Source organism: Mesorhizobium sp. AA22 (genome assembly GCF_001672375.2).
Taxonomy (GTDB): Bacteria; Pseudomonadota; Alphaproteobacteria; order Rhizobiales; family Rhizobiaceae; genus Mesorhizobium; species Mesorhizobium wenxiniae.
This window is the reverse complement of the sequence record NZ_CP048406.1, coordinates 5,369,526-5,382,448: the sequence shown is the minus strand read 5'-3', so window position 1 is coordinate 5,382,448 and position 12,923 is coordinate 5,369,526. Positions and strand designations below refer to the sequence as shown.

11 protein-coding genes are annotated in these 12,923 nt (G+C 63.1%); 8 read left to right on the top strand and 3 right to left on the bottom strand.

Translation table 11 applies throughout. From position 1 onward, the window contains the following. Positions 1-5: 5 nt before the first annotated feature. Entirely contained in the window at positions 6-770 is a 765-nt protein-coding gene (locus tag A9K68_RS31900; protein ID WP_246811235.1) for an MFS transporter, read from the bottom strand. Between the two features lie 103 nt (positions 771-873). Between A9K68_RS31900 and A9K68_RS25710 the strand changes: the two genes are divergently transcribed. From A9K68_RS25710 to glyS, 5 genes are all read left to right on the top strand, one after another. Beyond that, a complete protein-coding gene (locus A9K68_RS25710; RefSeq protein ID WP_065006301.1) occupies positions 874-1,479 on the top strand; it encodes a TetR/AcrR family transcriptional regulator in 606 nt (201 codons plus the stop codon). A gap of 273 nt (positions 1,480-1,752) precedes the next feature. After that, a complete protein-coding gene (locus tag A9K68_RS25705) occupies positions 1,753-3,528 on the top strand; it encodes a tetratricopeptide repeat protein (protein ID WP_065006192.1) in 1,776 nt (591 codons plus the stop codon). Between the two features lie 126 nt (positions 3,529-3,654). Continuing rightward, on the top strand, positions 3,655-4,602 hold the full coding sequence (locus A9K68_RS25700; RefSeq protein WP_065006193.1) for a glycine--tRNA ligase subunit alpha: 948 nt from the start codon (positions 3,655-3,657) through the stop codon (positions 4,600-4,602). A 491-nt stretch (positions 4,603-5,093) separates the two neighbouring features. Further along, complete coding sequence (locus A9K68_RS25695) at positions 5,094-5,366, top strand: DUF559 domain-containing protein (protein WP_163603073.1); 273 nt, start codon at positions 5,094-5,096, stop codon at positions 5,364-5,366. 147 nt (positions 5,367-5,513) lie between these two features. Further along, a complete protein-coding gene (gene glyS, locus A9K68_RS25690) occupies positions 5,514-7,973 on the top strand; it encodes a glycine--tRNA ligase subunit beta (RefSeq protein WP_065006195.1) in 2,460 nt (819 codons plus the stop codon). 28 nt (positions 7,974-8,001) lie between these two features. Here the strand turns inward: glyS and A9K68_RS25685 are convergent, their stop codons facing one another. Continuing rightward, positions 8,002-8,457: a hypothetical protein gene (locus tag A9K68_RS25685; protein WP_065006197.1), complete on the bottom strand. Its 456-nt coding sequence runs from the start codon at positions 8,455-8,457 to the stop codon at positions 8,002-8,004. A 191-nt stretch (positions 8,458-8,648) separates the two neighbouring features. On the opposite strand from A9K68_RS25685, the gene A9K68_RS25680 reads away from it, so the two are divergent. From A9K68_RS25680 to A9K68_RS25670, 3 genes are all read left to right on the top strand, one after another. Further along, on the top strand, positions 8,649-9,620 hold the full coding sequence (locus A9K68_RS25680; RefSeq protein ID WP_065006302.1) for an L-threonylcarbamoyladenylate synthase: 972 nt from the start codon (positions 8,649-8,651) through the stop codon (positions 9,618-9,620). Between the two features lie 9 nt (positions 9,621-9,629). Next, the gene (locus A9K68_RS25675) at positions 9,630-11,060 is read left to right on the top strand and encodes an FAD-binding oxidoreductase (RefSeq protein WP_065006198.1); all 1,431 of its coding nucleotides are present in this window, start codon (positions 9,630-9,632) and stop codon (positions 11,058-11,060) included. 185 nt (positions 11,061-11,245) lie between these two features. Next, positions 11,246-11,812: a DUF6101 family protein gene (locus A9K68_RS25670; protein ID WP_065006199.1), complete on the top strand. Its 567-nt coding sequence runs from the start codon at positions 11,246-11,248 to the stop codon at positions 11,810-11,812. Here the strand turns inward: A9K68_RS25670 and ubiA are convergent, their stop codons facing one another. Further along, the gene (ubiA, locus tag A9K68_RS25665; RefSeq protein WP_065006200.1) at positions 11,813-12,796 is read right to left on the bottom strand and encodes a 4-hydroxybenzoate octaprenyltransferase; all 984 of its coding nucleotides are present in this window, start codon (positions 12,794-12,796) and stop codon (positions 11,813-11,815) included. Positions 12,797-12,923 lie beyond the last annotated feature (127 nt).

Sequence of the window (12,923 nt, the reverse complement as noted above, 5' to 3'; positions counted from 1 at the left end):
GGCGATCAGGAAGAATGCCGCCAGTGCAGCGCTGAAGACGATGGCGGCCGACCCCAGCCATATTCGGGCCCCTGGACCAGCGTGAAGACAAGCAGGGTCGCACCGGCAGTGACGGTTAGCGCGCCCGGCAGATCGAAGCTGCGATGTTCATGCCGCTTGCCGTCACGCGGAATGATGGCGAAAGCCGCTATGATGGCGATCCCAGCCAAAAACACGTTGACATAGAAGACGGATGGCCAGCCGAACGCGCTGGTGAGAAGCCCTCCCGCCAGCGAGCCGAGCGTCAGGCCACTCGCTCCGGCGCCGCCCCAGACCGCAAGCGCCCGGTTGCGTTCCGGCCCCTCGGCAAACAGGCGATTGATCAGTGACAGCGTGGCCGGGAACAGGAACGCGGCGCCGATGCCTTGCACCGCACGGGCCGCGATGATGATTTCCGGCGACCAGGCGAAGCCGCCGACCAGGGACGAAAGCGCATAGAGCCAGAGCGCGAAGATAAAGATCCGGCGCTGGCCGATCAGGTCGGCGGCGCGGCCGCCGAACAGCAGGAAGCCGCCGGTGAATACGGTGTAGGCGCTGACCACCCATTGCAGGGTCTGGCCCGAAAAGCCTAGCCCCGCGCCGATTTCCGGCAACGCCACGAAGACGATGTTGAGGTCGAGTGCGATGATAAGCTGCGCGAAGGCGAGCAATGCCAGCGTGGCGCCGCGCTTCGCGCCGACTCCTCCTGTTGCCGCGGCGCCGAACGGTGCGCCTTGATCGAGTGAACTCATGTCAATCTCCATGCTGATGATTCTTTATCGATCGACAAAGAATTAAGTTTGCATTCCGAAGTCAAGCGGATTATTTGTTGATTGATAAAAAATGGAGGCCGCAATGGCGGGAAGGCCAAGGGAGTTCGATCGGGACCAGGCGCTCGAGAAGGCCCGCGACGCCTTCTGGACGCGCGGCTATGAGGGCACCTCGATGGCCGATCTCGTGTCGGCGCTTAGTCTGGCCTCGCCGCGTATCTATGCCGCCTTCGGCTCGAAGGAGAACCTGTTTCGGGAAGCTGTCGTTCTTTACGAAACCAGGGAAGGAAGCTTCGCCACCCGGGCGCTTGCCGAGGAGCCGACCGCTCGGCGGTTTGTCGAGCGGTTGCTGCGCGATGCAATCGAAGTCTATACCAGGCCGGATTTGCCGCGGGGCTGCATGGTAGTCTCGGCGGCGACCAACTGCGCCGTTGAAAACGATGGTGTGCTACGCTGGCTGGCTGAGCGTCGCCGGGCGCGCAATACACTCATTGTCGAACGCCTGAGAAAGGGCATTCGGGACGGGGAACTCAAACCGGACACGGACCCGGAGGTCCTGGGTGATTACTACACCACGATTCTGTTTGGTCTCTCGGTGCAGGCACGCGACGGTGTGCCTAAAGAGCGGCTGCACGCTCTGATTACCGTGGCGATGCAGTCGCTGGAGGCAAGACCTTCGGGGAAACCGTGAATTTCACGCATCGTGGATGGGCCGGCCTGTGCAGCGCGTTCAAGCGGATATGGGGATACCTGTATACAGAAATCCGGCCTGCCGCAGAAATCTTCAACGAAGCGCGCTGGACGGTCGCAGTTGGCGCTCCTCGCTTGGTTTTTGATCGCATGACCCGATTGTGAATTCGGCCGGGTTGAAGCATGACCCCAAAAAGGCCATGCTTTGCCTGGAAAAGATCGAGTCTACGGCGATCCCGCTGACGCGGCCATGGCTTTGACTGAAAGGGATACGATGCGGCAAGGATGTGCGCGCTGGCTGACAGGGCTGGCAATTGTGACGGGCATGGCGATCTCCGGTTTGCCTGCCTATGCCAAAGAGACCACCGAGCCAGTCAATATCACGTCGTTCTCGGGCGCCTATCTTGCCGCGCGGGTCGCCGAAGGCGACAATGATCTCGACAGCGCCATCGCCTACTACAAGCAGGCGCTCGCCTTCGCTCCCGGTGATACCTCGTTGCAGCAAAGCCTGATGCTGTCGCTGATCGCGCAAGGGCGCTTCGAAGAATCGCTGGTCTATGCCGACAAGCTCAAGGCGGTTCCCGACGTCGAGCGGTTCTCGCGCCTGGCGCTGGCCGTCGGTTCCTTTCACAAAAAGGATTTCACCAAGGCCGAGTACTGGCTCAAGCTTTCGCTCGAATCCGACCTCGACCGGCTGATCTCCGGCGTTATGACCGGCTGGGCCAAGCAGGGCGCCGGCGACCCCAGCGAGGCCATGTCCTCCATCGACAGGCTGCAGGGTCCGGACTGGTTCGGCCTCTTCAAATCCTTCCATCGCGCGCTGATCGCCGATGCGTCGGGCCTGCCCGAAAAGGCGGACGCGATCTACGCCGCCACCTTGCAGGACACCGCGACCGGTAGCGCGGCGCCCGAAACCTGGATGCGGAATGCGCAGGCCTATGCCTCCTTCCTTGCCCGCAAGGGCGACAAGGACAAGGCGCTGTCCGTGCTCGATCAGGCCGAGGCATTTGCACCCGGCAAGGTTGAGATATCAGCGCTTCGCGACAGGATCACCAAGGGCGAGAAGGTCGAACCCTTCGTTGCCGGCCCGTCCGACGGCGCCTCGGAAATACTGCTTGATCTCGCCACCGCGCTCAATCGCGGTGGCGGCGAGCCGTTCGTCCGCCTCTATCTGCAATATGCCCTGGCACTGCGGCCCGACAGCGACGCGGCCCTTGTCCAACTCGCCGCCGTTTCCGAGCAGTTGAAGGACGGCGAGGGCGCCATCGCCTTCTATCGCCGCATCCCGGCCAGTTCGCCGCTGAAGCCGCTTTCGGAACTGCAGCTCGGCCTCAACCTTGCCGATCTCGACCGCTATGACGAGGCCATCGCCCATCTGAAGGCCCTCGTCGAAGCGCATCCCGACGACATGCGCGCCTATCAGGCGCTCGGTGGCGTCTATGCCTCGAAGGAGGATTTCCGCTCCGCGGCCGGTCTCTATGACAAGGCGGTAGCGATGCTGAAGACCCCGACCCGCGCCGACTGGAACATTTTCTACCAGCGCGGCATCGCCTATGAGCGGCTGAAGGAGTGGCCGAAGGCCGAGCCGAATTTCCGCAAGGCGCTGGAAATGTTCCCCGACCAGCCGCAGGTTCTGAACTATCTCGGCTATTCCTGGGTGGACATGAACATCAACCTCGAGGAAGGCCTTCAGATGATCCAGAAGGCCGTCGACCTCAGGCCGAGCGACGGCTACATCGTCGATTCGCTGGGCTGGGCCTATTTCCGCCTGGGCAGGTTTGAAGACGCTGTGCGCGAAATGGAGCGTGCCGTGTCGCTGAAGCCGGAAGATCCGGTGCTGAACGATCACCTCGGCGATGCCTATTGGCGCGTCGGCCGCAGGCTGGAAGCCACCTTCCAGTGGAACCAGGCCCGCGACCTGAAGCCGGATCCCGACGTGCTCGCCGCGTTACAGCAGAAACTGCTGAAGGGCCTGCCGCCGATCGAATCCAACACGGCGCAGGAAACTCCGAAGGTCAAGCCCGAACCGGCGCCCGCGCCGAAGGGCTGACCCTTCGCCTTGACGCTTGGCAGGCGGCGCTCTAGAGCCTGATCCCGAAAAGTTGCAGACTTTTCGGACAAGATCATGCGGTCTCACCCAACAGTTGCCGCATCCCGCCGCTCCGTCGAGGCCGCCGTGACCGTTGATATCCCAGCCCATATGCATCCCAGCCGGTCGTTCCAGGGGCTGATCCTGACCTTGCATAACTACTGGGCCGACTATGGCTGCGTCGTTCTCCAGCCCTATGACATGGAAGTCGGCGCCGGCACGTTCCACCCGGCGACGACACTGCGCGCGCTCGGGCCAAAGCGCTGGAACGCGGCCTATGTGCAGCCTTCGCGCCGGCCCAAGGACGGGCGCTACGGCGAGAACCCGAACCGGCTGCAGCACTATTACCAATACCAGGTGATCCTGAAGCCGAACCCGCCTAATCTGCAGGAGCTTTATCTCGGCTCGCTGGCGGCGATCGGCGTCGATCCGCTTCTGCATGACATCCGCTTCGTCGAGGACGACTGGGAAAGCCCGACGCTCGGCGCCTGGGGGCTGGGCTGGGAGTGCTGGTGCGATGGCATGGAAGTGTCACAGTTCACCTATTTCCAACAGGTCTGCGGCATCGAATGCGCGCCGGTGGCGGGCGAGCTTACCTACGGACTGGAGCGGCTGGCCATGTATGTACAGGGCGTCGACAATGTCTACGACCTCAACTTCAACGGCCGCGACGGCGCCGACAAGGTCACCTATGGCGACGTCTTCCTGCAGGCCGAGCAGGAATATTCGCGGCACAATTTCGAATTCGCCAACACCGCGATGCTGCTTCGGCATTTCGAGGACGCCGAAGCGGAGTGCAAGGCGTTGCTCGAAGCCGGCGCGCCTTTCTCCCCCCTCAAGGGGGAGGGGAACCACCGGATGGTATTCCCCGCCTATGACCAGTGCATCAAGGCCAGCCACGTCTTCAACCTGCTCGACGCGCGCGGCGTGATTTCCGTCACCGAGCGGCAGAGCTACATCTTGCGGGTGCGCAATCTGGCGAAAGCCTGCGGCGAGGCGTTTTTGCTGACGCAGGCAGGTGGGCTGGCGGCTTAGCTCCAGAGACAATTTGCGATTTCGACTGAAGCGCTGATTGGCAGTACGCCTTGGCCGCTGGAACCAGCCATCGTCCGCACCGCCTGTCTAACACCAGGCATCGTGAACGTGCCATGAGCCTGCGCCGCGAAACAGGCGCTGAGCGCGAGGATCTGCAGGAATGTCGATGCCGTCTTCATGGTCGTTCAGCCAATAGTCCTCTGCCTGAGCGTTGGTCGCTTCAGCGCCGAGTTCGGTTCATGGAAATCTGTGATCCAAGGACGGACAGCCCCGCTTCGACCCGACAGGCAGCAGAATATTTTTGGAAATCGTTGGTAAACATGCCGATTGCATGGGGAAGGGTGACAGCAGCCAGCCGAGTTGCTATGCCCTCTTTACCTCCCCCTCGATGGGGGAGGTCGCCGCGAAGCGGCGGGTGGGGGTGCCGGGGCGATTTGCCAATCCCGAAGCTTGACCGGTTCGAACTGTCTGCGCAACGGCTTCGGGCGGCAATGACCGATGAGGAACGCCTCTTGTGGCGGCATCTCTGGCGAATCCCCGTGGAAGGCACGCACTTCCGTAAACAAGCATCCGTCGGGATTTACTTTCCGGACTTCATGTCCCGTCGGCTGAAATTGATCATCGAAGTCGACGGTGCCCACCACAGCTTTGATGACCAGCAGCGCCATGATGAGGTCCGAACGAATCGGTTCGAAACCCAGGGTTATCGCGTGATCCGCTTCTGGAACCGTGAAGTAAAAAAACGAACTGGATTCCGTGCTTGATACGATCTATGCGGCGGTGGAAGAACGGAAATCACACCTTCGCCCCGAGAGATAACGCAGAGGGCGCTGGTGACCGAGACGCCGCCACCCCACCCCGGCGCTGACGCGCCGACCCTCCCCATCAAGGGGAGGGTGAGGAGCTAATTTATGCCCGACCTGCTTTTAGAACTCCGTTCGGAAGAGATTCCCGCGCGCATGCAGCGCAAGGCGGCGGGCGACCTGAAGAAGATGATGACGGACGGTTTGGTCGAGGCCGGGCTGACCTATGAGGCGGCGCGCGAATATTGGACGCCGCGGCGGCTCGCGCTCGACATTCGCGGCGTGACCGCGCGCTCGAAGGACATCAGCGAGGAGATCAAGGGGCCCTCGACCAAGGCTCCCGAACAAGCGGTCCAGGGTTTTCTGCGCAAGGCCGGTCTCTCCTCGATCGCCGAGGCGCATATCCATGCCGATCCGAAGAAGGGAGACTTCTATGTCGCCCATATTGCGAAGCCGGGCCGGGCGGCCGAGGCGATCATCGCCGAGTTGGTGCCGGGCATCATTCGCGACTTTCCATGGCCGAAATCGATGCGCTGGGGGCCGGCCTCGGCGAAACCCGGATCGTTGCGCTGGGTGCGGCCGCTGCAGTCCATCCTCTGCACCTTCGGCCCGGAAACCGAGGAGCCGGTGGTGGTCGATTTCGAGATCGACGGCATCCGCTCGGGCAACATCACCTACGGCCATCGTTTTCACGCCCCGGGCGCGATCACCGTGCGCCGCTTCGACGACTATGCCGCCAAGCTGGAGGCGGCGAAGGTCGTGCTCGACGCCGACCGGCGAAAGGAGATCATCCTTTCCGACGCCAGGAATCTCGCTTTCGCCAACAGGCTCGACCTTGTCGAGGACGAGGGGCTGCTCGAGGAAGTGTCAGGCTTGGTCGAGTGGCCTGTGGTGCTGATGGGCGAGTTCGAGCAAGACTTTCTCGCCATTCCGGCCGAGGTGATCCGGCTGACCATCCGCGCCAACCAGAAGTGTTTCGTCACGCGGCCGCAGGGCGTCGGTGAAGAGCTTTCCAACCGCTTCATCCTGACCGCCAATATCGAGGCCAAGGATGGCGGCAAGGAGATCGCCTACGGCAACGGCAAGGTGGTGCGCGCGCGGCTGTCCGACGCGCTCTATTTCTGGAAGACAGACCAGGCCGACCTGCCTGATCTCGACCAGTTGCAGGCATCGGCGGAAAAGTTCGGGCTCGATCTCAAAAAGCCGCTCGACCAGCGCATGGCCCGCCTCGACCATCTCGGCGTCACCTTCCATGCCAAACTCGGCACCCAAGGTGAGCGGGTGGAGCGGATTGCACGGCTTGCTAACGAGTTGGCGCCGATCGTAGCGAGTTCAATCTCCCCCCTTGAGGGGGAGATGGCCGGCAGGCCAGGGGGGGTCGCCCCGCGTGAAGCGCCGGCATCCTCTGTCCGCGAGAGAGCGTTGCGTCAGGGCGTACCGACCCCCTCTGTCGCCTTCGGCGACATCTCCCCCTCAAGGGGGGAGATTCCCGCACTCGCACGGCGCGCCGCGGTGTTGGCCAAGGCCGATCTCACCACCGAGGTGGTCGGCGAATTCCCCGAATTGCAGGGCGCTATGGGCCGCAAATACGCGCTGCTGCAAGGCGAGCATCCCTCGGTCGCCACCGCAATTGAGGAACACTACAAGCCGCAAGGTCCATCCGACCGCGTGCCGACAGATCCAGTGTCGGTCGCCGTCGCGCTCGCCGACAAGCTCGATACGCTCGTCGGGTTCTGGGCGATTGACGAAAAGCCGACGGGGTCGAAGGATCCCTATGCGCTGAGAAGAGCGGCGCTGGGCGTGGTGAGGATTTTGGTTGAGAATCGTGTCCGGCTTGCGCTGACATCTCTCTTCGACCGCGCTTACCAGATGGCGAACTATCTCGCGTCCGGACGGCCCTTTAGCGCCGATCTCCTCGCCTTCTTCCACGACCGCCTGAAGGTCTACCTCCGTGACCAGGGCGCGCGGTATGATCTGATCGATGCGGTGTTGTCAGCGGGCTCGCGCCCAATCTCCCCCCTAGAGGGGGAGATGTCGGCGAAGCCGACAGAGGGGGGCGCTGTCCCGCCAACCTCTCATCCTGTCGCGCCCCCCTCTGCCCTGCCGGGCATCTCCCCCTCAAGGGGGGAGATTGGCCAATCGCCGAACGACGACCTCCTGCAAATCGTCCGCCGCGTGCAAGCACTTGGCTCCTTCCTCGACACCGAGGACGGCAGGAACCTGCTTGCCGGCACCAAGCGTGCGGCCAACATTCTGGCCGCCGAGGAAAAGAAGAAAACGACGGTTGCCGAACGTGCTGAGCCGGCTCTGTTCCGGGAAGGGGCCGAGAAAGCGCTGTTTGCCGCGGTGAATCAGGCCGAGAAGGAAGCCGGCGAAGCGATTCAAAACCAAGACTTTTCCGCCGCCATGCTGGCGCTCAGCGCGTTGCGCGAACCGGTTGATTCATTCTTTGAACGCGTTCTCGTGAATGATGAGGACCAAGCCGTGCGTGCCAATCGTCTGGCACTGTTGGCACGCGTCCGGGCAGCGACCGACCAGGTTGCGGATTTCTCGAAAATCGCCGGCTGAGCGCGAGCGTTATCATAGCCTCGAACGGCTATCTGGCCTGCTCGATCTCGGGAATGGGCGTCGGTTGCGGCGTTGCCGGCTCAGGCGGGCTGTTCGTTGCCGTTATCTTTTTGTCGGATCTGGTGGCCGCCCCAGGTGCGGCAGCGGTTGTCGCGGCAGGTGCGGCGCTCGGGGCCGGCTTTGCGAAGGCATCGCCGACGATGCCGCCGCGAATGATCATCGGGCTTTGCATGAAATCATGCTTGGGCTTGGGCTGGCTCGGGATCGCAGCAACTTTTTCATAGGTGACATCAGGCACTGCTTCGCCGAGCGCCACGATCGATTGCGTCGAGGAGCTCCCAGCCACCTTCACCGGTTCAGGCGCGCCGAGCTTGACGACGGACGGCGTCGAGGATGGTGCAACGAGAACAATGAAGGACGAAGCGTGTGCTCCGCCCGCCGCCAGAGTGAGACCAAGCGCTCCCAGGATACGCACCCAGACCATGATAGATCCCCTGCCCAACAAACAGTCAACATACCGTCCGGGAATTGATGCGGGCTTGCGAGGAAGGCTAGCATTTTAGCGATTTGGTAATTCGCTAACGCCCGGACTTGCCCCGTAAACGTCACCGTATTACGCACCCACATCTGTGAGGTCCCACATCTGCGAGGTCTTGCTTCTGTAAGGTGATGAGAGTGGCTGAGATACTTGCCGCCGGCGAGGCGATGGAGCGGGCGCTGGCGCTGCTCGAAGGCGGTGATGTCGTCGCCATTCCGACGGAAACCGTCTACGGGCTGGCCGCCGACGCCACCGATGGCGTCGGCGTGGCGCGCATCTTCGAGGTCAAGGGCCGGCCGCGCTTCAACCCGCTGATCGCCCATGTTGCCGATCTGGCGATGGCCGAGCACATCGCGCTGTTCGATTCCCTGTCGAAAAGACTGGCGCAGACATTCTGGCCGGGACCGCTGACGATGGTGCTGCCGCAGCGGCCCGGCAACGGCATTCATCCGCTGGTCACCGCCGGGCTGGATACGATCGCGCTGCGCATGCCGAAAGGCTTTGGCGGCGAACTGATCGCCAGGCTCGGACGCCCGCTCGCAGCGCCCAGCGCCAATTCCTCAGGCAAGATCAGCGCCACGACAGCCAAGGCAGTGGCGGCGGATCTCGGTGCAAAAATCAAGCTGGTGGTCGATGGCGGCGCAACGTCCGTCGGGCTCGAATCGACGATCGTCAAGATCGAGGACAGAAAGCTGCGGCTGCTGCGACCGGGAGGCATTGCCGCCGAGGAAATTGAAGCGGTCGCCGGCACGACGCTGTCGCGCGGTGCGACGGGTATCGAGGCGCCGGGCATGCTCGCCTCGCATTACGCGCCGGGTGCTGCGGTGCGGGTCAACGCCGCAAAAGTCGCAAAGGGCGAAGCCTTGCTGGCGTTCGGCCCCCGCCGTGCCGAAGGCTGGCAAGGTGCTGCCGCTTTGCGCAACCTGTCGGAGACCGGCGACCTGCGCGAAGCCGCGGCCAACCTTTTTGCCCACATGCAGGATCTCGATCGCAGCGGCGCCAAGACAATCGCCGTCGAGCCGATTCCGTTCGACGGGCTGGGCGAGGCGATCAACGACCGACTTTCGCGCGCTGCCGCCCCTCGTGACAAGATCGATTGGCCACCATAGTTTCCACCTATGAACGACATATCCCGGGATATCGACCTCGCCCTCATCGACCGCTTTGCGGCAATCGTCGGCGACAAATACGCGCTTCGGGACCAGCAGGATATCGCGCCTTATCTCATAGAAAGGCGCGGCCTTTGGCATGGCCGAACGGCGCTGGTGCTGAGGCCGGGCAGCGTCGACGAGGTTAGCCGCATCATGCGGCTGGCGACCGAGACGGGAACGCCGGTCGTGCCGCAAAGCGGCAACACCGGGCTGGTTGGCGCGCAGGTGCCGGATATGTCCGGCCGCGAGATCGTGCTGTCGCTGTCGCGGCTGAACCGCATCCGTGAGATCGACCTCCTCTCCAACACCATCACCGTCGAGGCCGGTGTCATCCTGCAGACGCTGCAGGAAGCGGCCGACGCCGCCGACCGGCTGTTTCCGCTGTCGCTTGCCGCGCAGGGCTCCTGCCAGATCGGCGGCAATCTCTCTTCCAATGCCGGTGGCACCGGCGTGCTTGCCTATGGCAATGCGCGTGAGCTCTGCCTCGGCGTCGAAGTGGTGCTGCCGACCGGCGAGGTGTTCGACGATCTGCGCAAGCTGAAGAAGGACAACACCGGCTACGATCTGAAGGACCTGTTTGTCGGCGCTGAAGGCACGCTCGGCGTCATCACCGCCGCCGTGCTCAAGCTTTTCCCCAAGCCCAAGGGGCGCGAGGTGGCCTTTGCCGGCCTATCCTCGCCGGAGGCGGCACTGTCCCTGTTCAGCCTGGCGATGGATCGCGCCGGCGCTGCACTCACCGCTTTCGAACTGATCGGCCAGAGACCCTACGATTTTACGCTTCTGCACGCGCCAGGCGTCGTGCGGCCGCTGTCCGGGGATTGGCCGTGGTATGTGCTGATGCAGATCTCGTCGGGGCGCTCGGCGGAGGATGCGAGGGCCTTGATCGAGGAGGTGCTCTCAGCCGGCCTCGAGCAGGGGATCGTCGGCGATGCAGTGATTGCGGCGAGCATCGCGCAGGGCGATGCCTTTTGGAATTTCCGCGAGGTGCTGCCCGAGGCGCAGAAGCCCGAAGGCGCCTCGATCAAGCACGACATCTCTGTGCCGGTGGCGGCCATCCCGCAATTCATCGAAAAGGCGGCCGGCGCCGTTCAATCGGTCAGCCCCGGTGCGCGCGAGGTGTGTTTCGGCCATATGGGCGACGGCAATCTCCACTACAATATCTCCCGGCCGGTCGGCGGCGATGACGAAGCGTTTCTCGGGCTCTATCACGCCATGAACAAGGCCGTGCACGATGTCGTGCGCAGCTTTCACGGCTCGATCTCGGCCGAGCATGGCATTGGCCAGCTGAAGCGGGATGAATTGATCGCGACAGCGCCGCCGATGGCGATCGATTTGATGCGCAGGGTGAAGGCGGCCTTCGACCCGGCCGGCATCATGAATCCCGGTAAGGTTATCTGATCCTTTCGACGTCTTGTGAATGGTTGCATTCCGATAACCATCCCCTCGAGATCAGCAAAATTTAACCGACTTTCTTAAGCGCTGCGATAAGAAGCCCGCGCTAATTGTTTCCCCACAACGAGGCTGGAAAAACCGGCCCGGAGAACCGGAAGACCGGCTCTCAGGAGAGACAGGAAAGGCACAATATGAACACTGGACTGAAGCCAGTCTGGGCCGGGCGCAACATGCGCCTCGACCCATTCCGCCTGCCGCAGGTGGTGAGTTACGCCACGCGCGACGATTATGGCGACGTTACCTTCACCATCGACCACCGTGGCGCCGTCATTCGCCGCATGCTGGAGATGAGCGGCCTGCCGGCGTTCATCGCTCTGCCCGCCAACGCGTTTCGTGGCGTGGCCGCCCGCGCGATGGAGGATCCGGATGGCAATGTCACGGTGACGCTGGAGCTTCTGCACAATGATCCGATGCTGTCGGTGCCGCTGCTAGTGGCCGACGATCTCGAGGATGTCGCCGCCGACTGGCGTGCCTGGGCCGATGCCTACCGTCTGCCGATGCTTCTGATCGAATCAGACGGCATCGCCCGCACGCTGGAGGAATCGCTTGGCGCCGCCATCAAGACATTGCCGGCGCAGAGCCGCCGCAAGGGTCGGGTTTCGACCACGCGTCGTCCGCGCTTCCTCGCCCGTCGCAGGGCCGGCGATCTCGGCCTCAGGCTGGTGATTGGCGGCCAGGAGATCATTTCGCGCGGATAGCTACACCAGCGGCTTCAACGCCACCCACAGCGCGCCGCCGATCAGGCCAAGGAAGATCAGCCAGCCGACCTGGGTGTTCGATCTGAACAAGAGCATGCACTGGTCCGGATCGTCGATGTCCAGCACTGCGATTTGCCGCGCCATATGCGCTCCGGCGGCGATCAGTCCGGCCAGCGCCGGCACGGGCGCCTGCGCCGACGCGAAGGCGATGGCGAAGCAGACCAGCGCCCCGCCATAAAGCCCGACGAGCCAGGCCTTGGTGTTGTCGCCGAACAGGCGTGCGGTCGAGCGCACGCCGACGATGGCGTCGTCCTCCTTGTCCTGATGCGCATAGATCGTATCATAGCCGATCACCCACAGGCTTGAGCCGATATAGAGCATGACGGGCGGGCCGTCGAGATCGCCGAACTCGACCGCCCATCCCATCAGCGCACCCCAGGAAAAAGCAAGGCCGAGAACCAGTTGCGGCCAGTTGGTGTACCGCTTCATGAATGGGTAGATGGCGACGATGGCGAGCGAGCAGATGCCGAGCAGGATGGCAAAGCCGTTGAACTGCAGAAGCACAGCGAGTCCAATCAGTGCCTGGATAACGAGAAACGCCCAGGCCTGCCGGCGCGTGACCTTTCCCGCCGGCAGCGGCCGTGAGCGCGTACGTTCCACCTGGTTGTCGATGTCCTGGTCGACCAGATCGTTATAGGTGCAGCCGGCGCCGCGCATGGCGATGGCGCCAATCAGGAACAGCAGCAGGTACAAAGGTGTCGGCAGCAGCGAGAACAGCGTATCGGTAGGGCGTGAATAGGCACTCGCGGCAAGGGCTGCCGACCACCAGCACGGCCACAGCAGCAACTGCCAGCCGATCGGCCGGTCCCACCGGGCAAGCTGCGCATAGGGCCACAGCCAGCGCGGCAGAATGCGGTAGACCCAGTGGCCGCTCGGCGCATCGGCGACGCGGCCCTGGGCAGCTTTCGATTGGATAGGTTCCATAGTGTTGGAGTGGCAGCAGTGGCGAACGCCGTCAAGCATCAAGCAGGCCGACCGATTCTCGTTCCCGTGTGGAATTGCTTCAAACTCTCCCAAATGTCTTGACCCATCGTCCGGGGCGCAATAGCGC